Origin of the sequence: Haliscomenobacter sp. (assembly GCF_041740695.1) — a bacterium.
GTDB lineage: Bacteria > Bacteroidota > Bacteroidia > Chitinophagales > Saprospiraceae > Haliscomenobacter.
This window is the reverse complement of sequence record NZ_JBGSLK010000144.1, coordinates 13,542-35,372: the sequence shown is the minus strand read 5'-3', so window position 1 is coordinate 35,372 and position 21,831 is coordinate 13,542. Positions and strand designations below refer to the sequence as shown.

The 21,831-nt window shown below is 47.2% G+C and carries 20 protein-coding genes and 1 riboswitch; of the genes, 13 read left to right on the top strand and 7 right to left on the bottom strand.

The window, feature by feature from the left end; all coding sequences use genetic code 11:
* A complete protein-coding gene (locus tag ACEW9O_RS29710) occupies positions 1-444 on the bottom strand; it encodes a hypothetical protein (RefSeq protein WP_373553873.1) in 444 nt (147 codons plus the stop codon).
* Positions 445-1,247: 803 nt separating this feature from the next.
* On the opposite strand from ACEW9O_RS29710, the gene ACEW9O_RS29705 reads away from it, so the two are divergent.
* From ACEW9O_RS29705 to ACEW9O_RS29690, 4 genes are all read left to right on the top strand, one after another.
* On the top strand, positions 1,248-3,161 hold the full coding sequence (locus tag ACEW9O_RS29705; protein WP_373553872.1) for a serine hydrolase: 1,914 nt from the start codon (positions 1,248-1,250) through the stop codon (positions 3,159-3,161).
* Positions 3,162-3,306: 145 nt separating this feature from the next.
* Positions 3,307-3,505, top strand: a riboswitch (cobalamin riboswitch).
* 52 nt (positions 3,506-3,557) lie between these two features.
* The gene (locus tag ACEW9O_RS29700) at positions 3,558-4,151 is read left to right on the top strand and encodes a DUF6580 family putative transport protein (RefSeq protein ID WP_373553871.1); all 594 of its coding nucleotides are present in this window, start codon (positions 3,558-3,560) and stop codon (positions 4,149-4,151) included.
* Positions 4,151-4,531: a cysteine-rich CWC family protein gene (locus ACEW9O_RS29695; protein ID WP_373553870.1), complete on the top strand. Its 381-nt coding sequence runs from the start codon at positions 4,151-4,153 to the stop codon at positions 4,529-4,531. The genes ACEW9O_RS29700 and ACEW9O_RS29695 overlap by 1 nt, the downstream gene beginning before the upstream one ends.
* 43 nt (positions 4,532-4,574) lie before the next feature.
* Positions 4,575-5,192, top strand: a complete 618-nt coding sequence (locus ACEW9O_RS29690; protein ID WP_373553869.1) for a Uma2 family endonuclease — start codon at positions 4,575-4,577, stop codon at positions 5,190-5,192.
* Positions 5,193-5,239: 47 nt separating this feature from the next.
* Here ACEW9O_RS29690 and ACEW9O_RS29685 read toward each other — a convergent pair whose 3' ends face one another.
* From ACEW9O_RS29685 to ACEW9O_RS29665, 5 genes are all read right to left on the bottom strand, one after another.
* The gene (locus ACEW9O_RS29685) at positions 5,240-5,578 is read right to left on the bottom strand and encodes a DUF6686 family protein (RefSeq protein WP_373553868.1); all 339 of its coding nucleotides are present in this window, start codon (positions 5,576-5,578) and stop codon (positions 5,240-5,242) included.
* A 232-nt stretch (positions 5,579-5,810) separates the two neighbouring features.
* A complete protein-coding gene (locus tag ACEW9O_RS29680) occupies positions 5,811-6,842 on the bottom strand; it encodes a hemin-degrading factor (protein ID WP_373553867.1) in 1,032 nt (343 codons plus the stop codon).
* Between the two features lie 75 nt (positions 6,843-6,917).
* The gene (locus ACEW9O_RS29675; RefSeq protein ID WP_373553866.1) at positions 6,918-7,778 is read right to left on the bottom strand and encodes a heme ABC transporter ATP-binding protein; all 861 of its coding nucleotides are present in this window, start codon (positions 7,776-7,778) and stop codon (positions 6,918-6,920) included.
* The gene (locus ACEW9O_RS29670; protein ID WP_373553865.1) at positions 7,775-8,899 is read right to left on the bottom strand and encodes a FecCD family ABC transporter permease; all 1,125 of its coding nucleotides are present in this window, start codon (positions 8,897-8,899) and stop codon (positions 7,775-7,777) included. The genes ACEW9O_RS29675 and ACEW9O_RS29670 overlap by 4 nt, the downstream gene beginning before the upstream one ends.
* A complete protein-coding gene (locus ACEW9O_RS29665) occupies positions 8,886-9,737 on the bottom strand; it encodes a hemin ABC transporter substrate-binding protein (protein ID WP_373553864.1) in 852 nt (283 codons plus the stop codon). Before ACEW9O_RS29665 ends, ACEW9O_RS29670 begins: the two co-directional genes overlap by 14 nt.
* 249 nt (positions 9,738-9,986) lie before the next feature.
* Between ACEW9O_RS29665 and ACEW9O_RS29660 the strand changes: the two genes are divergently transcribed.
* Positions 9,987-10,373 carry a group III truncated hemoglobin gene (locus ACEW9O_RS29660; protein ID WP_373553863.1) on the top strand — a complete coding sequence of 129 codons (387 nt, stop codon included), beginning with the start codon at positions 9,987-9,989 and terminating at the stop codon, positions 10,371-10,373.
* A gap of 143 nt (positions 10,374-10,516) precedes the next feature.
* Positions 10,517-11,149: a Uma2 family endonuclease gene (locus ACEW9O_RS29655; protein WP_373553862.1), complete on the top strand. Its 633-nt coding sequence runs from the start codon at positions 10,517-10,519 to the stop codon at positions 11,147-11,149.
* A gap of 1 nt (position 11,150) precedes the next feature.
* On the opposite strand, the gene ACEW9O_RS29650 is transcribed toward ACEW9O_RS29655, so the two are convergent.
* Entirely contained in the window at positions 11,151-11,633 is a 483-nt protein-coding gene (locus ACEW9O_RS29650) for a histidine phosphatase family protein (RefSeq protein WP_373553861.1), read from the bottom strand.
* Between the two features lie 500 nt (positions 11,634-12,133).
* Between ACEW9O_RS29650 and ACEW9O_RS29645 the strand changes: the two genes are divergently transcribed.
* Genes ACEW9O_RS29645 through ACEW9O_RS29615 form a run of 7 tightly spaced genes read left to right on the top strand, consistent with a single transcriptional unit; the run spans position 12,134 to position 21,785 of the window.
* Positions 12,134-15,175: a SusC/RagA family TonB-linked outer membrane protein gene (locus ACEW9O_RS29645; RefSeq protein ID WP_373553860.1), complete on the top strand. Its 3,042-nt coding sequence runs from the start codon at positions 12,134-12,136 to the stop codon at positions 15,173-15,175.
* 41 nt (positions 15,176-15,216) lie between these two features.
* Complete coding sequence (locus tag ACEW9O_RS29640) at positions 15,217-16,725, top strand: SusD/RagB family nutrient-binding outer membrane lipoprotein (RefSeq protein ID WP_373553859.1); 1,509 nt, start codon at positions 15,217-15,219, stop codon at positions 16,723-16,725.
* A gap of 49 nt (positions 16,726-16,774) precedes the next feature.
* Entirely contained in the window at positions 16,775-18,268 is a 1,494-nt protein-coding gene (locus ACEW9O_RS29635) for an ankyrin repeat domain-containing protein (protein ID WP_373553858.1), read from the top strand.
* A gap of 4 nt (positions 18,269-18,272) precedes the next feature.
* The gene (locus ACEW9O_RS29630; protein ID WP_373553857.1) at positions 18,273-18,776 is read left to right on the top strand and encodes a DUF2271 domain-containing protein; all 504 of its coding nucleotides are present in this window, start codon (positions 18,273-18,275) and stop codon (positions 18,774-18,776) included.
* Positions 18,777-18,780: 4 nt separating this feature from the next.
* On the top strand, positions 18,781-20,889 hold the full coding sequence (locus ACEW9O_RS29625; RefSeq protein ID WP_373553856.1) for a PepSY domain-containing protein: 2,109 nt from the start codon (positions 18,781-18,783) through the stop codon (positions 20,887-20,889).
* Positions 20,890-20,927: 38 nt separating this feature from the next.
* Complete coding sequence (locus tag ACEW9O_RS29620) at positions 20,928-21,044, top strand: hypothetical protein (protein ID WP_373553880.1); 117 nt, start codon at positions 20,928-20,930, stop codon at positions 21,042-21,044.
* A gap of 21 nt (positions 21,045-21,065) precedes the next feature.
* Positions 21,066-21,785 (top strand): LytR/AlgR family response regulator transcription factor, encoded by a 720-nt coding sequence (locus ACEW9O_RS29615; RefSeq protein WP_373553855.1) that lies wholly within the window; start codon positions 21,066-21,068, stop codon positions 21,783-21,785.
* Positions 21,786-21,831 lie beyond the last annotated feature (46 nt).

Genomic DNA, 21,831 nt, shown 5'->3' with positions numbered 1-21,831 from the left:
TCATTTTTCCTGAATTTCCGAATCGTCCAAAATGAAGTTGAGCTCATCCAGGTTGGAATCGTTGAGTCGGAGTTTTCCGCGGACGGTGATGATTTGATCGGTTTTAAACTTTGGGGCCTTACCCTTAAAATTGATCATCGCAATCGACTCGGGGCCAGCTCCGCCGCAGAAGAAACATTGTGACATGGGCACTTTGGACATCACGATCCATTTGTCTGAATGTACCTCGGTTGGGATGTAATAACCCCGCAGACTGAAGTACATGCCCTCCAGCGATTTGATTTTTTCATCAAACTTTGGCGTAACCACGTAAACCCCTTCGTTTTTGAAAAACTTGGTTTCTGATTTTACCTGAGCAAAAGCTTGCCAGCCTAAACTTTGCGCCTGGACTGTGGGGGAAAAAACACCACCAAACAATAGAATTACAGCAAAAAAGACTTTCATATTGTGGGATTTTATGCAACAAAGTTGCAAAAATAGCAATTCATTTCCATTCATTCAAGGAATGTGTTAATTTTTAAAAAAGTTTTGAAAATTGTGCTAGTTATTTCAAAAACTTTTCTCAATTTAGCGTCACGAGAAAATCACATCGGTTTTTTCGCCTCCCATTGGTCCCACAATGCATATCAGTTTTTATCCCGTGAGCAATCCATTTAAACCCCTTAATGGAGTGCAATATTATTTAATCACGAACACACAACAAAAAACTGGTTGGTCATGCTAGTACTTATCGTAACCTTTGCCGCTTTTGTCGCTGGGGCCGGTATAATTACCGCTATGAATACTGCACCCAAGGGTGCTCGCCGCTAGAAATGCAGATCATTGGACTTTTCCCCTGATGATCTCCATTTCGCGTCCCCCCGCGTTTTTTTTTACTAGAACCGCCCTTCATTGTGGCGACACTGCTGGTCTAGCCTTTTTCAGCCCTCATTAAGAAACCCTTTTATTTTTACTAAGGTCCATTCAGGCCAAACGCTATTCAGCCATTTTACAAGGCGTCCTACTAACAAGAGTAAGTGCTGTATTCAGTCCGTTGTGGCAGAGTACAGCCTTGTTTTTTTATACCCTACCTTAAAGTGCTGGTTCAATATTAATCGACATTTTCAACTTGATTTTTTGAATTTCATCTTCCTTATTTTTGTTAAAAAAATGTGAAAATCCTCTCCTCGTGGAACCAACTCTTTTTCCAAATACACCTGCTTACGTACACTGAAAATATTTTTCAAAATTCCTTAAAACCTTATTCCATGTTCAGTCCAATCAGATTCCATTTTGGAAAAATGTTGTTCCTTTTGGTTTGTTTGTGTACCAGTGCCGTTTTGAGCGCTGCCAACCCTTGGGTGGCCCGCCACAACCTCAGCGCCGCACAGTACCAACAATTTTACAACACCTATACCCAACAGGGCTATCGGCCCAAACAAGTAAGTTGCTACAGTGCAGGCAACAGCATCTTTTACGCTGCCCTGTTTGAAAAAGTGGCCGGGCCAGCTTTAGTGACCCACCACGGCATGAGTGCTGCGGATTACCAGCAAAAATTCACTACGTACGCCCAGCAAGGTTATCGCTTGACTTGGGTAGATGGTTGCGGCCTCAATGGCGCCGCTTTTTACTCGGCGATTTGGGAGAAAAACGCTGCGATTCAAATTGCCCGCCACGGGATGAGTCCTGCCCAGTATCAGCAAGAATACACTACCCAAAGCCAAAACGGTTACCGCATCAAGCAGGTTGAAGGTTTTGGAGTAGGCAATGCCATCCAGTTCGTAGCCGTTTGGGAAAAAACGACTGGTCCAGCGCTGATTGCCCGTCACAACCTGACTGCTGCACAGTACCAGCAAGAGTTCAACACCAATACCCAAAATGGCTACCGCCCAACCCATGTCAGCGGCTACAACCAGGGTGCGACGGATTACTACGCTTGTATTTTTGAAAAAGTAGGTGGCCCAGCCTGGTCTGCCCGCCACCGGATGGATTCCAAAAACTACCAGGCAGAATTTGACAATCATTATTACCAGGGTTATCAGCCAGTATTGGTGAATGGTTACAGTGATGGTCCCTCCGCTCGTTTTGTAGCCATATGGGAAAAAACACCTGAAAGCATCAGCATCGCGGGCATCCAACACATCGACAAAACCATCGGTGCCTACATCAGCAAGTATGGTTTGCCAGGAGCTGGCGTTGGGATTGTCAAAGATGGCCGTTTGATTTTCGCCAAAGGTTATGGCTTTGCCGATAAGAGCACTGGCGAGCTTGTCAGCCCAACCGACCTCTTCAGGGTAGCCAGTGTGTCCAAACCACTGACAGGTGTAGCCATCATGAAACTGGTGGAGCAAAACAAACTCAAACTCAGCGATAAGGTATTTGGCAATGGCAGCATCCTGGGCTTCGCTTACGGCCAAACCTTGAGCAACTGGGAAACCCAAATCACCGTACAACACCTACTGGAGCACACCGCTGGTGGCACCAACTGGGACAACAACAACGACGACGGCGTGGGCGACCCCATGTTCTCCAACGATGGCATGACCCAGGCTCAACTGATCACGACCATTTTGGCCCAACGCGATCCCAGCCATGTCCCTGGCACCAAGTACGCCTATTCCAACTTTGGCTTCTGCATTCTGGGCCGCATCATCGAAAAAGTTACAGGACAGGGCTACCAAACGTATGTCAAAACCAGCATTCTGGCGCCTTGTGGTGTGGATGACATGCACATCGGTGGCGATACCAAAGCCCAAAAACGCCACAATGAAGTGGTGTACCACGACCTCGGTGGCGGCGACCCCTACGGCATGAAAGTAGCGCGTATGGACGCCCACGGGGGTTGGATTGCTTCTCCGGTAGATTTCTTGCGCTTGTTGGTCCGTGTAGATGGTTTTGCAACCAAACCAGATATCCTAGGCGCGGCTGCCTTCAATACTATGGTGACCAAAAGTGCCGTCAGCAGTTACGCTAAAGGCTGGCAAACCAATGGCAACAATTACTTCCACTCGGGTAGTTTGCCGGGTACAGGTACCGTGATGGTGAGAGCTGGCAATGGCTTGAGCTGGGTATTTTTCACCAATGGCAAAAGTGATGCCGCTGCTTTCTTCGGCGACATGGACAAGTTGATGTGGGATGTGGTGAATGGTATTCCGGCTTGGCCTGCGAATGATCTATTTTAAAAAGGTTCCAAAGTTCCTAGGTTCCTAGTTCCAGGGTTCGTGGGTTAATTCCTGCGAGCCCTGGAATAATTAAAATTCATCGCCAATCCTGATAAATTGCTACAAAACCCGTAAACTTGCCCTCGATAACGTTCTTTTCCACATTGCTTCATCAGCCGGGATAGGTTTTGCTACGCAGTATTTGCGGCGTGGTAAACAAAAAGGGAATCGTGTGCAAATCACGAACTGTCGCGCAACTGTAAGTAACAACCAAGTTTTCATCCGAGAATGTCCACTGCCATAAGGTGGGAAGGACGTTGAAAATGTTACAAGTCAGGAGACCTGCCTTTTCCGTTAAGAGTCCATTTAAATGAGCTCTGACGATGCTTTCGCGGTATAAAGCTTAAAGTCAATCCAATGCAATCTAATTTCTCTCCCTCCAAAATGCAATTGCGTTTTGGCGTTCTCGCCGCCATGATTTTATTGGCAGCATTCAGTCGGATGATTCCGCACATGCTCAATTTTTCACCTTTAGGGGCAATTGCTCTATTTGGTGCGGCTCATTTCCAAAAGAAATGGCAAGCGATTTTGATTCCCATCGCCGCCACCTGGTTGAGTGACTTGTTCCTCAACAATGTCATTTACGCGCGGTACTACCCTGAGTTTACCTGGTTTTATTCCGGTTTTTACTGGCAGTACGGTAGCTATGTGTTGATTGCTCTGCTGGGTTTGTTGATTTTCAAAAAAGTCAACTTGCCACGCGTAGCTGTTGGTGCGCTCGGCTCTGCCGGGATCTTCTTTTTGGTCACCAATTTCAGCTGTTGGATCGGCAGTACCACTTATGCCCAAAATTTTGGGGGTTTAATGACTTGTTACGCAGCCGGGCTTCCTTTTTTGAAGGGTACTTTGTTGGGTGACTTGTGCTACGCTGCCGCACTCTTTGGCTCTTTTGCCTGGATGCAACGCCAGATTCCAGCATTAAAACCCGCACTAAGCGTCGCCAATCAGTAATGACCGCTGAATCCACGCGGGCCAAGCACGAAGAAAAGTGCTGCCCAAGGTGCCGTACTGCATTCACCTGCAAAGTAGGAGATGTAGCCAATTGCCAGTGCGCAGAGGTGAAGGTTTCTGCCGAAACGCATGCCTTTTTGGCCACTACGCAGTACGATTGTTTGTGCAAAAACTGTTTGGCGCACTATGAGCATTTGATCAAAGTGGCTCGGGGGCACCGCTTTCCTGCTCAGCGTGAACTGTTGATCGAGGGTTTGCACTACTACAAGGAAAATGGATTTTGGGTGTTTACGGAGTTGTACCACTTGCTACGGGGGAACTGCTGCGGCAGTGGTTGTCGGCATTGTGTGTACGGGTTTAAAAAGGCTGAAGTAGAGTAGCTTTATTCCCAGTTTTAACTTATTTTTGGAAAAAATCAACCCAATGGTATTGATTCAGGATTTAAAGGCAACTATTCTGGAGCGTCTCAAAACAGAAAAAGTGGTGCATATACCCGCTTCAGAAGCGGACTATTTTGCCGTGGCTGAGGAGTTGCCATTTAAAGTAGAGTATCACAATAGCGAAATAGTTACAATGGGATTGGCATCTTTTTTCCACGAAATAATCGTTTCCAATATGATCTTCATTTTGAGAAACATTCTTCCTGAGTCATTTTTTGTTGTTGGTAGTAACTCGGGCATCCAGATCCCCAGGTTTGAGGGAGGCTATTACCTGCCAGATGTATTGGTTGTAAAAGGTGAACCTAGCTTTAAACCTAACTCCACCGCTATTATCACCAATCCACACATCGTCATTGAAATTCTATCCCCCTCTACCAGCAAATTTGATAGTGAATCTAAACTTCCTGAGTACAAACATTTGGAGAGCTTACAACAGATTATTATGATCAATCAGAAAAAAGCAGGGGTTTCCTCCTACCTCCGTTCAGACCAGCCCAATACCTGGATCAATCAGGATTTTTATAGCCTTGATGAAACCATAATGATTGAAAATAGGCCCGTATTGCTGAAAGATGTTTATCAAAAGATCAAGTTTGAGTGATCAATAACCGAGTTTTACAATGGTAGCAGGCTCCAAACACAGCGCAATCAAGAGGGGTTGTACGGAAAACTATTGGCCAATTCGAGCTGCAATAACTTTGTTTGGGTCTTTCTCAGCAATCGATTGAGTTGTTCCAACTCCTCAAAACTCAACACGATCATCGAGGTCGGGGTCAACTGATAAAAGGGAATCTGCTTCATTTTGGACGTTTCCACTTTTACCTTAAAGTATTGCAAACAGGAAGTTGCGGTTTTGCAAAAACGTTCAAACTCATCGGCCTTTAAACTCAAGGAAACCGTTCCAAAGGTAATCGAAATCGATTTGCACTGCTGGCATTGGCATACGATGCCTAAGGTACTGCTGGCAAGGGTTCTGAAATCACACATAACATTGATTTTAGAAAAATCAGGACGCCGTTTGTTACACAACGTCCTGTCAAAATGTATCCAAAAGCTTCATTGGTAGATGAATGCTACAAGAATAAAACACCCAAAATAATAGCGTTTGTAACTTTGCAAAAGGTGTCCTAGGCGGTAGTTTGTGCTGCAACTTTAGGTTGCAAAACCACCGCCCAAGTAAACAGGACACTAATAAAACCGGACGCAAAAAATCAGTTCTTTATACTCGTACAATTTGATCTACTATGCTCCGCCAAGCCAAGTCTTCAGGGATACCTGGCTTACGTTTGCCAAAAAACAAGGCAATTTGCTCCCCTTGGGCATTAAATACTTCAATGCCAGTCACGATGCCATCAGCAGTAGGCTTGCGGGTAATCCAAACCTGATCCACCGCGTCTTCGCGCAGGTGCAGGTTGAACTCGGGGTCGAGTACGTTGAACCAGGGCCCCGTTTGCACCAGGCGTTTGATGGCGCCGGTATGGATCTGGATACAACCGCGATTGCCGACAAATACCATAATGGGTACTCCCTGCTCAGCGGCGGTTTCACAGACTTGTTTGAGCTGGCTCATTTCAATCTGGATGGCGTGATCAGCCGGGGCCAGACGCAAACCTTGCAAGCGCGACACTTTGTGCTTTTTCAGCATCCCAAAAAATGCATGGGTGTCTTGCAGTGCCAACCAATCTTGCTGAAAAGCTTCAGCATCGATGAGGGCATCCTCCAACTCGGGTTCTACCGCCGGATAAGGGCTTACTTCAGGCAAAGATTCCTGGTCTTCGGCGCGGTATTTTTTCACCAAATCCCAATAGGCTACTGTGGTGCTTTTTTCAGTCAAATAAATTTTGTGCACCGCGACTCCCGCGCCATCGAAAAACTGGATGCTGAAGCGGTCGTTTTCCTGCACCGCAAAAGCATGTTTCCAGGTGTGCATAAACAGGCGCAGGTCGATGTCTTCGCCTAACACCAGGCCAATGTGGCCACTGAAGGAAACATCTTCGTACACGCCCTTGCGCTCGTGTACCACCTGGTCGTTGCGAGTCAGCGCCATCACATAGCCCAGGCTGGTCACTTCTTTGAGCAATTCCCGAAAATCGCCAGCGAGGCGGGTAGCCGAGTCACCTAGCCCCAGGGCTACCAACTCGGCTTCACTCACCCCCAGGATGGAGGCGGCCTCACGGATGCGGGTTTTGGGATTATCTTGTCTGAACTGCTGCCAACGTGCAGCAAGTGAAGCATCTACTACGGCATTCATACTTGTTGTTTTTTGAAGCTTATGGATAGTCAATTAACTGCTTTTTTACACGTCTGGAGACGTGGCGATAATGGTTCAAGTCTGGAGACTTGAACCAGCGTCAAGGTCTGAAAACACAGGAATAGCAGCAGCAAAATCTGGCACGATCAAAGGCCGCGCTGCTACATTCTGAATCAAGCGCACCGTCACATCAAAAGTCATTTTGATGTTGCTGGCTGTAAGCGTAGCCTCAGGTGTGCCTTGCGCCCAGATGCTACCTTGTCGCAGGAGGATAACCTGGTCAGCGAAATGCATGGCTAGGTTCAGGTCGTGCAGGATAGCGACTACAGCGTATCCTTTTTGGGTCAACTCATGTGCGGCCTGCAACAGGTGTTGCTGGTGGGCCAGATCAAGGTTGTTGGTAGGTTCGTCCAGCAGCAAAAGACCATTGGGGCGATCCCAGATTTGGGCAAAAGCTTGGGCCAGCAATATCCGTTGTTGCTCACCGCCCGAGAGTTGCAAAAAATTGCGGCCACGTAGTGCTTGAGCATCTACTTTGTCAAAAGCAGCGGTCACAATTTCCTGATCCTTCACTGTAGGTACCTGATCAAAATGGGGATAACGCCCCATCATCACCAATTCATCGGTATTAAACGGCAGCGAAACCTGATGCTGTTGCGACAATACAGCCCGCTCTCGCGCCAGCTCCGCTTTGGACATTTTGTTCAAAAACTGCTTGCGCCAATACACTTTGCCTGCACTGGGGTTCAGTTCACCACTCAAAATGCGCAACAGCGTAGATTTTCCCGCCCCATTCGGGCCGACAATCGCTACAAATTCTCCAGCCTGCACCTGCATATCGATGCCTTTCAGGAGTTGTTTGCCCTGCACCTGATAATCTACGCCACGTGTGGAGAGCAAATTGAGTTGCTGCATGCTGTTGGTCTGGATGGTCATTGGTAGGCTTTTTTGGATTTGATCAATAGGTACAAAAACAGAGGTGCCCCCAGCAACGCCGTAATCACTCCAACTGGTAATTCCGCAGGCGCAACAACGGTGCGCGCCAAGGTATCTGCAACCGTGAGCGCAAAAGCCCCACCCAAAGCAGAACCCAACAGCACATTGCGGTGATCCGAACCACCCAGCAGTCGAACCAGGTGGGGTACAACCAGTCCAATAAACCCAATGGTGCCAGCCAAAGCCACACCTGCGCCTACGGCCAGGGTTGCAAAGAGTACTACTTGCCTACGCAGTTTTTTGACATCGGTGCCCAGGTGTTGGGCCTGCCCTTCGCCCAAGGCCAACAAGTTGAGAGGCTTGGACAAGCGGGCCAATCCAAGTATACTCAGGAGTACAAAAGGGGTCAATAAGCCCACCGTTTCCCAAGTAGCACCACCCAAACTGCCCAGGTTCCAAAAAGTGATGCTGCGCAATTGCGCATCGGTCGCCAGAAAGGTCATCAAACCAATGATGGAAGCGGCCAGCGCATTAAAAGCCAAACCGACCAGGAGCATTTGGGACACCACAATTTGACCTTGTACCCGGGATAAACTAAAAACCAGACTAGCGGTAAGTGCCGCGCCAACAAAAGCAAAAATGGGCAATAGGTAAAAGCCGAACCAAGTGCCCAAAGCCTGCAAAAAAGCGCTTTGGATCACAATGCCAATCACGGCAAAAAGGGAAGCCCCGCTCGAAATGCCAATCAAGCCTGGGTCGGCAAGTGGGTTGCGAAACAAACCCTGGATGGAAGCCCCTGCAATGCCTAATGTTCCGCCCAGCAAAACGGCAAAACACACCCTGGGCAACCGAATCGCCCAGAGTACGGCCTCTTGTTGGGTTTCGTAGGCAACGCCCAAAGTCAAACCCAGCTTGGAACATAAAATTGCTCCCACTTGCGCGGGAGCAATGTACATTGCCCCCATTCCTGCCGACCAAATGGTGCCAGCGGCCAGCAAGAACAGCAACAACAGATGCAAAGAAGAAAATTTAAATCGAATCGGCACTAAAGAACCCAATGGCAGTTTTGTTGGTAAAATTTGGTTTAGGGCTAAGGTGATACTTTGATTAAACTTTGCCATTTCCGCGCAGTTTAGTGATCAACTCTTGCACCGCCAGACCCAAACGTGGGCCAAAACCGCTGAGCAATTGCCCGTCCATTTCGATGATTTTGCGGTTTTTTCCAGCCTTGGTTTGAGCTACGCCCGGTACTTTGAGAAAGCCTTCGATGCCACCAACACTTTCCAGCCCGGAGTTGAACAAAAGGATGACATCGGGATTGGCCGCTACCAAACTTTCCGCCGTAAGTGGTTTAAAATCGCTGAAATCGGTAATGGCGTTTTGGGCACCCGCCAGTTGCATGACTTTTTCTACTGAGGTACCCGTACCGCCTACATTGAGCGCACCTGCGCCGCGAGCGTACACAAAAAGCACTTTGAGGGGCTTACTCAAGGCCTTCGCTTTTTTCAAGTCCTGATCCAGTTTTTGGATAAGTGCCGTGGATTTGTCTTTGGCCTCGAGGGTTTCAGCTACGGAGCGAATCAAACTACGTGCACCTTCAGCGCTATAGTCGTGTTTGAACAAGATCACTTTTACCCCTGTCGATTTGATTTGGCTCAATACCTCAGGTTTGAGGCTGCCTTCGGTGCCCAATACCAGCGTAGGACGCAAGGAAAGAATACCTTCGGCGGAAACATTGCGGTTGTGCCCAACTTTTGCCAATTTTTCCAGGCTGGCCGGGTAATTGCTGGTGACATCCACTCCGACGAGGTCTTTTTCATGGCCCAGGGCGCAGATGATTTCACTAACGGCACCATTGATGGAAACGATACGATCGTTGGCAGTCAATTGGGGAGCTACAAGCAGGAATGAAAAAAGAAAAAAGAAGCTTTGTTTCAGGATACATGGATTGAACTTCATAGAGTCGCTATTTTTGATGTTGCAAAGTTATTTAGATTTAGTCTAATTAACAATCATCAAAAGCGAGGAAAATTTAGGTAGTCAATTGGTTGTCAGGCGATACCAAAAAGCAGGTGAGACATACCTAATGTTTGGTAGTCGAACCATCACAAAGGCATTTTATCGCTCAATGAAGATTAGAATGATAAATGTCATTGTGGAGCATTCTGGCTTGATCTACTTTTGATTCAGTTTAAATAAAAACAGCTAATGCATACAAGCAGACCCGATATCCGCACCGAGAAAGATGTTGTATTAATGGTAGACTCCTTTTATACAAAAGTTAACCAAGATTCTTTACTTTCCTATGTGTTCAACGATTTTGCGGAGGTAGACTGGCAAAGTCATTTGCCTAAAATGTATCAATTTTGGAATACCCTAATTTTTGGAAACCAAAGTTACAAAGGCAATCCTTTTGCAGCCCATGTGCCTTTACCTGTGGATCAAAGCCATTTTGAAAGATGGATCAGTTTGTTTGAGGAGAATATGGATGAATTGTTTGCGGGGGAAATAGCTGAACATACCAAGTTGAGGGCAAAGTCAATTGCGTATGTCTTTTCGAGCAAATTGGCGCAGATCAAAAGTCACACCTTGTAAATAGAAGAGTTTGCCCGGTTTTTTGTAGGGCTTTGATAGAAGACAGGGGCATCCCAATTTTGATACAACAATAAAAAACGCACTAAAATCATAGTTAATCGTAGACTAGCTTTTTCCCAAAATTTATCCTATTTTTGGAAAAAATGAATCCAATGGTATTGATTCAGGATTTAAAAACGAGCATTCTTGAATGCCTCAAAACGGAAACTGTGGTGCATATACCCGCCTCCGAAGCGGATTATTTTGCAGTAGCCGAACAATTGCCTTTTAAAGTAGAATACCATAACAGCGAAATCATTACCATGGGATTAGCATCTTATTGGCATGAAGTCTTAGTCATGACCATTGGAGGAATACTGCAAAATGTATATGCCTTTTCTGATGAATTTACGGTATTGGGCAGCAACTCGGGGGTACAAATCCCCAAGTTTGAAGGTGGCTACTATCTCCCTGATGTGATGGTGGTGAAAGGAGAACCTACCTTCAAGCCCAACTCCACCGCAATCATTACCAACCCCTATTTGATCGTAGAAATCCACTCCCCTACTACTGCCCAGTTTGATAGCGACATCAAACTTCCCGAATACAAACAACAAGATAGTTTGCAGCAAATCATTTACGTTAATCAAGATCATGCCCGGGTATCTTCCTATCGCCGCACCGATCAACCCAATACCTGGATCAATCAGGAGTTTTTCAGTCTGGAAGAGGTCATGCAGGTTGAAGGGCTGGAGGTATTGATTAAGGATATTTATCGGAAGATTAAGTTTGAGTAGCTCAAAAACTCAACCTCAACACCGTTACTGGCTGATTCTCCAACATCGTCACCACCCACAAATCCCCGTACCCATCATTGGGCTGGTAATTTTTAGTCCCGGTCAGTTGGTTCAACAAGTCGGGAACGGTATTTGAGTGCCCTACCACCAGTATTTTTTTGCCAGATTTGCGCAGTTGTTCGCCAAAATTGGCATCCCTAGGCTCATACGCTGTCGGGCTAAGCTTCATCGCATTGGCCAGCGGTTCAGCTGTCTGCATAGTCCTTTTGTAATCGGTAGAATAGACGGCTTCAATTCCGGTATTTTTCAGGATTTCCGCCAGGTGTGTAGCACGTTTTTTCCCTTCCTCGGCCAGATTGGGATTGTCGGTGCTTTCCATCGCTTTTTCGCAGTGGCGAACGATGAAAATGACGGAAGGGGTCGTTTGGGCTTGTCCGATGGACAGCGCCAGGAAAAACAGGATGGAGAGAAATGATGCTTTCATGGTACAAAAATAAAAAAATCGATCAATTGCCGGCCTTTTAAACAGGTAAACTTGTACAAACAAACCACCTGAGTATTCCGATGAGACCTAACCATCTTTAAGTAAAAGTTAGGTATAAGCACATTCAAATTGATAACCAATATTAGGTACGATCAATTAAAATCCACTGCAACAAACTCCAATCATGGAATAGAACAAGCGGCCAATGGCTCAAATAGTTTGCTAATTTGTATCTGAAAATCAAATACATAGAATACTATTTTCGAAAAAATAGTTCACAATACCCTCCCTCAGTTTAGGTACTCCACACAAAGCACCCAATACCCAATAATATGGTAACAGAAGTCACGCCTAGCATCAGCAAGCCGTAAACATTTTTGATGCATTAGAACTTATAGGATCGATGTTTATTTTTGTGCCATTATTTAGATTTAGTCTTAATTGAATTAATTCCACTTGTGCTCTAAGCACTGAGACTCGAACTGTCAAAAACGCGCATCATGAAAAATTTCTATATTTTTTTACTTGCCATTGGCCTGCTGGTAACTGCAAATACTGTTTGGGCACAAAGTAAGCCGATCAAAGGCAGGATTATTGAGGCCGAATCGAATGAGCAACTTCCCGGTGCCACCCTGATCATTAAAGGTCAAAGCACTGGAACTGCTACGGATGAAAACGGAGAATTCTCCATCAATGCCGAGCTTGGACAAACGCTACTCGTATCTTATGTAGGCTTCGTAACCCAAGAAATCACCATCACTCTACAGCTCCAACAAAGCTTCTTGGAGCTTGCGCTGGTCGCCGATGCCAGCCAACTCTCCGAAATTGTGGTCACAGGTGCCTTGGGCATCAAAAGAGCCGCTCGGGAGTTAGGCGGCGGCTCACAAGTGCTGAGCAATGAATACCTCAACCAAGGCAAAACCGTCAATCCACTTACTGGGCTGACGAGCAAAGTAGCTGGCTTGCGCATCAACATGTACGACAGTAAAGTTGATCCTCAAATTCAGGTCATTATGCGCGGCACCCGCTCGCTGAACCGCTCCAAAAACGCCCCGATTTATGTGGTGGATGGAGTGCCCGTACCCGACATCAGCCGCTTGAACCCCAATGACATCCAAAGCATCACCGTGCTGAAAGGGGCCAACGCCGCGGCCTTGTACGGCTCGGAAGGCGTGAATGGCGCCTTGATGATCACCACCCAAACTGGCTCGAAAGACCGCGGATCGGTGCGTTTTAGCAATACCACGGCTTTTTCCAACGTATTCATGTTGCCTCCAGCGCAAACGCAATTTGGCCAGGGGGTGAATGGCGTATACAATCCCACCCAGTACGAATCCTGGGGCCCTGCTTTTGACGGTTCTACCAAAGCCTTTGGCGCGGCCTTGCCCGATGGAAGTACTGCTCAATTGCCCTATGCTGCTCCAGATCGAGACAATCGCCTGGATTTGTTTCAGACTGGTTTGAACCTACAAAACGACTTGTCTTTTTCTGGCGGCGATTCCAGATCGACTTACTTTATCTCGCTCCAGGATGTCAACATCAAGGGCATTATTCCTTCTGATGTCAGCCGCAGAACGGGTGGACGATTCAACGGCACGCGCAATTTTGGCAAATTAAAAACTTCCTATACCCTGAACTACGTGCATTTTTCCAGCGAAACCACGCCCGATGGCCCCTGGATCACGGCGTATCAACTACCCGCCAATCTTGATTTTAATACCCTCAAGGACTGGCAAAACCCCAATAGCGCGGCGAACCCGCTTTACTTCTTCACCGATTTGCAGAAAAATCCCTACCATCAAATTGACAACTACCGCAACCGTTTGACCCAACAGACCTTAAATGGCAAGCTGGAATTTGAATTTCCACTGACCAATTGGCTGAGCCTGATTGAACGCGCGGGCGTTTATTCCAGCGCCAACGAAACCCGCAACACTGTAGGCAAATTTGAAGCCGCTGGCCGCAGAAACATCAACGGTTCGGTGACGGATGGCAACAACAACTTCCGCCGTTTTAACAATGACTTGATTTTGGCTGCGCAAAAAAATGTGGGCGATTTTTCAGTCAAACTCATTGTGGGTCAAAACGCAAGAATTGACAACACCAAAACCACTTCCATTGGTGCATCCAATTTGAGCCTCCCCGATTTGTACAACCCTGGCAGCCGCATTGGTGAGTTGTCGGGCAGTTCGAGCATCAAGCAATACCGCTCAACCGCTACCTACGGAGAATTTACCGGGGGCTACAAAAATTACCTCTTCCTAACCCTCACTGGCCGCAACGAGTGGGTTTCGGTATTGAGCAAAGAAAACCGTTCCTACTTTTACCCTGGCTTCAGTACTTCCTTTATTTTTACCGACGCATTTCCTGCCCTCAAAAGTCTGAAGGGAATCAATTTTGGCAAAATTTTCGCCTCTTTTAACAAAACAGGCAACGTAACCCTCGATCCTTATTCTCTGAACAATCCCTACAGCCAAATCAACGGCTTTCCTTTTGGCAACCTGGTTGGATTCACACCTAGTTCGCGTTATCCCAACCCCGATATTCAGCCAGAATTTGTAAGTTCTTTCGAGGTTGGCACTCAATTGTCTTTGTTTGACAATCGCCTGAACTTGGAGGGCAGTTATATTTTTTCGGACTCCAAAGGGCAAATTTTCAATGCCACCACTTCTCGCGCTACAGGTTACAGCAGCGCTTTGGTCAATGCCGGAAGACTTACCAACAGCATCATCGAATTGACGGTGAGTGGCGACATCATCCGTCAGCAAAACTTCAAGTGGAACCTCGGCTTTGCCTTTACCCACATCAATAACCAGGTGAAGGAGTTGTATGAAGGTTTGACTTCGTTCAACATTTTCCGGCAGTCGTATGCCAACATCGGCCAGGCTTATCCCAGCCTCTTGGTGAGTGATTACCAGCGTGATCCGCAAGGTAGAGTGATCATCAACGAAAAAACGGGCGAGCCACTAGTAGCTGCCGACCCGGTACACCTGGGCACCATGGTTCCACCTTATCAAATGGGACTGAGCACCAATCTTTCCTTCAAAGGTTTGAGCATTGCCGCGCAGTTCGATTGGCGCATGGGCGGCTGGTTGTATTCCGAGATTGTGCCGCGCATGTACACGGCGGGTACCGACCCTCGCACTGCGGAGTTCAACCGCGAGCCCTTCATTTTCCCCAATTCAGTGCTCAAAACGGTGGAAGGAACCTACATCGAAAACACTACGGTATACTCCAAAGGTGACAAGGCGTACTGGACCAAACAAGGCGAAGTACAAATCAATACCGCTGCCAAATCCAACTACTTCAAGTTGAGAGAACTGAACATCTCTTATACCATTCCGGCAAAATTCCTTGGCGGTGGGCGCTTCATCAAAGAAGCTTCTTTAGGCCTGATCGCTACCAACCTGTTCATCATTCGCCACAAAGACAACAACTACGGCGACCCCGAGTACCTGTACAACACAACAGATGGCTACATCAGTTTCCGTCAGGTGCCGCCTTACCGTACTTATGGTTTTAACCTGAGTGTGGGCTTCTAAAACTGTGGTTCTAATTTTTTAACAAATTTAAATTTTCACCAATGAAAAATATACGTTTGGTTTTTATGCTGTTGATCATCGGACTCAGCTTCAGCGCTTGTGAAGATTTCCTGGACGTAAACAGCAACCCCAACGCTCCAGTATCCGAAAACCTGAAATTGAGTGCCAAACTTTCGGCAGCTTTGGTCAGCTCAGTCAATCAGGAAAACATCCAACTCAACCAAATTGGCGCATTCTGGGCAGGCTACTGGGGCACCACCAGTGAAGGGGTCAATCTCTTCCCTGATTTAAAAAGTTACAATGGCCCGGCCATCCGCCACCAACGCGACGGGATTCCGGTGTGGGAAAACGGCTACACTACCCTACTCTACTACCAATTGATCAAAGAGCAAGCCATCGCTGAAGATGCCTCTTTTTATGCGGGCATCGCCAAAATCATGCAAGCTTGGCATTTCATGCGCTTGGTCGACATTTACAACAACCTGCCCTTTGACGAGGCACTGCAAGGTACCGTGTTCCCAACCCCGACTTATGAAGAGGGAAAAACCGTGTACCAAAAATCCATCGATTTGATCAGCGAAGGTATGGCCGACATCAAAGTGGCTAAAGCGGTGGGTTCCACCCCCACTACCGATGATGTGATGTTTAAAGGAAATGCCCCACTGTGGCTGAAATTTGGCAATACCCTCAAACTCAGAGCGCTGCTTCGCCAAAGCGAAACCCAAAACACAGCTTACCTCAACAGCGAAATGCAAAAGATCACAGCGGAAGGCAGTGGTTTTTTGGGTGTAAACCAACACGCTTCCATACAACCAGGATACCTACTCACTGCGGGAAAAATGAATCCACTGTGGGAAAACTACTACCGCAACGTGCAAGGGGTGAGCACTACCAATCACATCGACATTCGCCCTACGCAGTACCTGATTGATCAGTATGTAAGCCGCAACGACCCCCGTTTGGAGCAATTGTACGCAGCCGTTGGTGGGCAATACAAGGGCGTGTTGTTTGGCAATCCAAATGCAGAAACCATCTACAACCGCGCCAGTACTTCCGCATTTAAAGGCCCTCAGGAGAATGCCAACAAAGCGGGGGGGATTTTTAAAAGTGCCACCCAGGCTTCTATTTTGTTGGGCTCATTTGAGAGTTTGTTTTTGCAGGCGGAAGCTGCGCAGAGAGGCTGGTTGATTGCTCCTGCAAAAACCTTGTACGATCAAGCCATCTCCGAATCCTTCTTGTACTTAGGTGTTGCTCCTGCCGCAGTAGCGCCTTATCTCGCGCAGGAAAATGTAGCTTTTAATCAAAGCCTGGAGCAGATTATCACCCAAAAATGGCTGGCCTTGAACTCCATTTCCAGCATCGAAGCCTGGAATGACTATCGTCGTTTGGGCATCCCGGCGATTCCTAATTCCCTGGATGCACCGGCACCAGATGTGCGTCCATTGCGCTTCATGTACCCTGAATCCGAGCGGCAAACCAACAACACTGAGGCGTCGAGACAAGGGAGTGACGACATCCTGAGCGCAAAGGTTTGGTGGGATGTGAACTAAACATGGCTTGGACATGCTCTTAATCCTTCAGATCCATAAATCTTCAATGATGAAAAAAATACAAAAAGCATTACTCGTTGTGCTTTCGCTCCTCAGTTTCGGAGCAAGCGAGATGTTGGCACAAGGCAATATTTTCCACAACCGGGAATTCTGGGCCAAAAAACCTGGAGTAGAGGAAGTGAAACAAAAAATGGCCGAAGGCCACAACATTCTCGAAATGGGCCCCGGCGGTTGGGATGGCCCCCTACTCGCCATCATGGCCGATGGCCAATTTGAAACCATCCAATTCATTTTAGACCAACCCGGGATTGATGTCAATGTGGTCACCCACCATTCCAACAACTACCTGATGTGGACCACCGCCAGAGGCAATCTGCCCGTGATGGAACTCTTGATGAAAAAAGGCTCCAAAACCGACATCATCAACAGCCACGGCCAATCCCTGCTCATGCACGCCCCGATGAGTGGCAAAGCTGACCCAGCGATTTATGATTTTTGCCTAAAAAATGGCGGCGACATCAAAAACGACAAAGACGAAGAAGGGCGCAATGTGATGCTAGCAGCCATTGCTAACTTAAAAGACATCTCTTTCCTCAATTACTTTGTCAGCAAAGGTTTGAGCCTGAAGGACACCGATAAAAAAGGCAATGGCCTGTTTCATTACGCCGTAGGTGGTGGGAACGTTAAAACGCTTCAGGATCTTGTGACCATGGGCGTGAGTTATGCCCCCAACACCGCGGGTGAAAATGCCTTCACTTTTGTGGGCAAAGGCCGTGCTAAAGTAACAGTGGAGTTGTTGCAATACCTCAAAAGCCTGGGGCTGGATCCCAAAGGAAAGGCGGCCAACGGCCAAACCCTGGCGCATACCGCCGCCCGCTTGGGCTTGGACGAGCAAATTTTAAAGTTCATCACCGAGTCGGGCGTAAACCTGACCCAAGCGGATCAGGATGGCAATACCCCGCTGATGTTGGCGGCCACCAGAGGTGAATTGACCAACGTAACGTACTGGCTTGCCTCCAACAATGTAAAAGCAATCAATGCCAAGGGTGCCTCTGCACTGACCAACGCAGTAGCTTTTAACAAACCAGAAGTGGTCAAGTTGCTCATTGACAAGGGCGCTGATACGCGCATCCTGGACAAAGAAGGGCACGATTTGTACTACCATCTGGTTTTTAACCACCGCAAAGGCAGCATCCAGCGTACCAACGAAATCATTGAGCTCCTGAAAGCCTCCGGTGCCGATATTCGCCGCAGCGCCAACCAAGGTGTTTTACTACATACGGCGCTGGAAAAAGACGACACCGCGCTGTTGGGCAAACTCTTTGAACTGGGCCTGAACGTCAATGCCAAAGACAAGGATGGCTACACGATTTTGCATTATGCGAGTATGAAAGCCAAAAACCTGGACTTGCTGCAATTTTTGGTTCAAAAAGGCGCTGATCCAGGCATCACCACCGAGTTGGATGAAACCGTATTAGATTTGATTGCCGAAAATGAGGTGCTCGGCAAGCAAAAACTGAATCTTGATTTTCTGAAAAAATAAACACATGAACAAAAGCAACTGGCTAAAATTGAGCCTTGGCGGCGTTTTGATCTTCAGCATCTTACTCGGATTTGGGTTCAAAAACAAAACCCAACAGGTCTCTTTAAAATGCCTGATTCAGCTCACTAACTATACAGGAGAAGGTGCTTATGCGGTGGTGTCATTAATCGACTCCAAGGGCAAATACAAAAAGACCTTGCAAGTATTTGGCAAGGAAAGCCGCTGGTACGACGATATTGTTTCCTGGTACAAGTTCCACACTACCCAGAAAGAGCAATTGGATGGCATTTCGGGTGCCTCCATCACTGTCGGTACGCGCAAGGTGTTTTCACTCAGCTTGGACGATGCATACTTCAACAAGGGTTACCGCTTGCGCTTTGAAACCGCCGTGGAAAACCAGGATTACAAAGAAAAAGACGTAGAAATGGACTTTTCGGAAGCCAATGTGGGGAAAACCGTCGAAGGCACCGGATACATCCGTTATGTAAAATTGATCAAAGGCCAGTAGTTTGATGAACAAGAGTTGGCGGGTTATTCATTACATCTCCACCCTGTTTGCCGGGGGATTTATTTTACTAGCGGCTTTGACCGGATGCATTTTGGCTGTGGAACCCTGGTTCCTCAGTCAAAATGCCGTTTCTGGCAAGCCAACAGCTGATTTGACATTGACTGCTTTTCAGGAAAAACTAGGAGAACATTTCCTCGAAATATTCAGCCTGGAAACCAACGCTTATGGCAACATCAAAGTGGAGGGAATCGGCATGGAAAAAGAGGGCGCCTTGTACGTAAGTGCCCGGACGGGAGAGGTGCTTGAGGCACCCAAAGCCTTATCCTCTATTTTTAACCTTTCCCGCGATTTGCACCGCTCGTTGTTTCTCAAAACCCCAGGCCGTATTCTGGTCGGACTGGCCTCCCTGGCTTTGGTCTTCCTGGCCATTAGCGGCATCGCCTTACACATCAAAAGAGCTGGAGGCATTCGCGCTGTGCTCAATCCCATCAAAATTCTGGAACTCAAAAGAGATGGGCACGCCAAGTGGAGCCGCTGGTTTTTTATTCCCATCCTGATCGTTGCGGTTTCGGGTACCTATTTATCGGTCGTACGTTTTATCCCGACGCCTAAAAAACAGGCCGTCCAGCTTACAGCCGATGCTGCCCGCACGCCACTCGATGGCATCCTTTTGCGTGAAGTAAAAAAGGTGAGCTTTCCCGTTTTGGATGAAGACCCGCTGGTCATTGAGCTAGCGGATCGCCATTTGTATTTTGATAAAAACAGTAGAAAAATCACCAAAGTTGAGCAAGTCACTTTAAACGAACGCCTCCGACTACTCAATTTTATCCTCCATACTGGTGAAGGTTCCATGTGGTGGTCTGGTGTCTTGTTGTTGTCTTCGCTCGTCATGCTTTTCCTTGGGGTAACCGGTTTCCAAATGGTGGTCGAAAAATGGAAAACCAAGCAGCAAAAACACCCTCACGACCCGAATTCAGACACTTACATTCTAGTCGGCTCAGAAACGGGTCATACCTGGCGCTTTGCCACCGCGCTGGAAGAAGCCTATGCGCAAATGGGCGTAGTGGCCAATACCCTCAGCATCAATAAAATTCCTACCCTCAGCGGCAAAAAAACTTTGCTCTTTCTCAGCTCCACCTACGGCGACGGTGATGCGCCCGAAAATGCCCAAGGCATGTTGAAACAATTAGAGCAAAAACTCGCAGCTGCCGAATCCATTCAGTTCAGCGTATTGGGTTTTGGTTCCAGTGCTTATCCAGCCTTTTGCGCTTATGCCGCCACTTTGCGCGACCAACTCAAATCCATCCCAAACACCCAGGAAATAACCCCTTACCTGACCGTCGACAATCAATCGGTGGTGCAGTTTATGGATTGGGTCAAAGCACTCAACAAGTACAGTGGCACTGAATTGATGGTGGATACCAAAAAACTGAAACCAGTCCGCAAAAAAGGCCTGGAATCCTTCCATATCCTTGAAAAAAAGGAAGAGGGTGAAACCTTCCTGTTGCGCATTGCCCATTCAGTCAATCTTGGCATCGTTTCGGGTGATTTGTTGGGCGTATATCCGCCGGATGAAAATATAGAACGCTATTACTCCATTGCCGCGCTTGGGGGAAATGAACTGGTTTTGGTCATCAAAAGAACGGGTTTGTGCTCCAATTACCTAGGCAATTTATCTATAGGTGATCACTTTGAAGCATTTGTCAAACGCAATGTCACTTTCCACCGGCCTGCGGCCAATGTTCCGGTTTTGATGGTAGCCAATGGCACGGGTATCGCGCCGTTTTTGGGCATGCAAAGTGGCGAAAACCAATTGTTTTGGGGCGGTAGATACCCCGCTGATTTTGAATTGTATCGACCTTATTTTAACGAAAATGATTGTTTGTTGAAGTTTTCTCGGGGTGAAAAATCGGGTTATGTGCAAGATTTGCTGGTAGAGCAACCGCAGCAGGTGGTAGACTTACTTTCCGGAAACGGAGTCATGATGATTTGTGGCTCTTTGACCATGCTGAAGGGCGTATGGGAGATATTGGAAAAAATGACGGAAGCTCAGGGTTTGCCGCATCCTGATGAGTTGAAAAGGCAAAAGCGGATTTTGGTAGATTGTTATTAGCTTTGTATGGCTTTGATGCTCGATAAAAGGGAACCGGCCTGGGCCTAATGCTGGTAAAAGAATTGGTCGCCTTGAACAAAGGAAAAGTACAGGTCGTAAGCAAACTCAACGAAGGGTCGAGTTTTACCATATCACTACCCCTGGTTGCATCTTAGAGCTTATTTAAATCCCAAAGCATGAAGATACTCATCGTTGAAGATGAAGAACTGTATGCAGATCGACTGGAAATGTTGATCGAAAAACTGGAATACGAGTTGGTCGGCATTGTGGACAATAGCACCGATGCCCTTAAAATCATTGAAAAAAACCCTCCTGATTTCATTTTGATGGACATTCACATCCAGGGGCAATACGATGGGATCGAACTCGCCGCGCAAATCCAGCAGCGTTTTGACATCCCGATTATTTTTATTACCTCCATACAAGATGACCTGACCTTTAATCGAGCAGCACGTACCAACCCCATTCATTTCCTCACCAAGCCGTTTAGCGACCTACAACTCCAACGCAGCATCGAACTGACCATCCGTAACCTGGCGCAACCCGAAGCAGAAGATTGGGACAATGACTTGGTATTCAAAAATCATCTCTTCATCAAAGTGCGCCAGAAACTGGAGAAAATCGCCATTGTGGACATCCTTTTTATCGAAGCGGATGGGCGTTATTGCCAGATTTGTACAGAAGGGAAAAAATTCCTGGTCCGCTTGAGCTTACAGGATTTAAATGGCCTATTGCCTGCTACTTCCTTCATCCAGGTGCACCGCAGCTACCTTATCAACGCCAGCAAAATACTCAACATTGATTTGCAGGACAGCCTTATCCAGATCAACCAACATCAAGTTCCACTGAGCAAACGGCATCGGGAGTTGCTGTTGAAGAAGATCAATTGGATTTAGGGGGGTGTTTGAAAACTTAGCAAAAAATCCAAAAAACGAAACGAAG

Bases quoted from the DNA above. Each gene is read 5' to 3' on its own strand.
- ACEW9O_RS29635 (WP_373553858.1), top strand. From the start codon at position 16,775: ATGAAAAAAATACAAAAAGCATTACTCGTTGTGCTTTCGCTCCTCAGT.
- ACEW9O_RS29640 (WP_373553859.1), top strand. From the start codon at position 15,217: ATGAAAAATATACGTTTGGTTTTTATGCTGTTGATCATCGGACTCAGC.
- ACEW9O_RS29660 (WP_373553863.1), top strand. From the start codon at position 9,987: ATGCATACAAGCAGACCCGATATCCGCACCGAGAAAGATGTTGTATTA.
- ACEW9O_RS29655 (WP_373553862.1), top strand. From the start codon at position 10,517: ATGAATCCAATGGTATTGATTCAGGATTTAAAAACGAGCATTCTTGAA.
- ACEW9O_RS29705 (WP_373553872.1), top strand. From the start codon at position 1,248: ATGTTCAGTCCAATCAGATTCCATTTTGGAAAAATGTTGTTCCTTTTG.
- ACEW9O_RS29690 (WP_373553869.1), top strand. From the start codon at position 4,575: ATGGTATTGATTCAGGATTTAAAGGCAACTATTCTGGAGCGTCTCAAA.
- ACEW9O_RS29650 (WP_373553861.1), bottom strand. From the start codon at position 11,633: ATGAAAGCATCATTTCTCTCCATCCTGTTTTTCCTGGCGCTGTCCATC.
- ACEW9O_RS29700 (WP_373553871.1), top strand. From the start codon at position 3,558: ATGCAATCTAATTTCTCTCCCTCCAAAATGCAATTGCGTTTTGGCGTT.
- ACEW9O_RS29695 (WP_373553870.1), top strand. From the start codon at position 4,151: ATGACCGCTGAATCCACGCGGGCCAAGCACGAAGAAAAGTGCTGCCCA.
- ACEW9O_RS29675 (WP_373553866.1), bottom strand. From the start codon at position 7,778: ATGACCATCCAGACCAACAGCATGCAGCAACTCAATTTGCTCTCCACA.
- ACEW9O_RS29680 (WP_373553867.1), bottom strand. From the start codon at position 6,842: ATGAATGCCGTAGTAGATGCTTCACTTGCTGCACGTTGGCAGCAGTTC.
- ACEW9O_RS29710 (WP_373553873.1), bottom strand. From the start codon at position 444: ATGAAAGTCTTTTTTGCTGTAATTCTATTGTTTGGTGGTGTTTTTTCC.
- ACEW9O_RS29630 (WP_373553857.1), top strand. From the start codon at position 18,273: ATGAACAAAAGCAACTGGCTAAAATTGAGCCTTGGCGGCGTTTTGATC.
- ACEW9O_RS29665 (WP_373553864.1), bottom strand. From the start codon at position 9,737: ATGAAGTTCAATCCATGTATCCTGAAACAAAGCTTCTTTTTTCTTTTT.
- ACEW9O_RS29625 (WP_373553856.1), top strand. From the start codon at position 18,781: ATGAACAAGAGTTGGCGGGTTATTCATTACATCTCCACCCTGTTTGCC.
- ACEW9O_RS29615 (WP_373553855.1), top strand. From the start codon at position 21,066: ATGAAGATACTCATCGTTGAAGATGAAGAACTGTATGCAGATCGACTG.
- ACEW9O_RS29685 (WP_373553868.1), bottom strand. From the start codon at position 5,578: ATGTGTGATTTCAGAACCCTTGCCAGCAGTACCTTAGGCATCGTATGC.
- ACEW9O_RS29670 (WP_373553865.1), bottom strand. From the start codon at position 8,899: ATGGCAAAGTTTAATCAAAGTATCACCTTAGCCCTAAACCAAATTTTA.
- ACEW9O_RS29645 (WP_373553860.1), top strand. From the start codon at position 12,134: ATGAAAAATTTCTATATTTTTTTACTTGCCATTGGCCTGCTGGTAACT.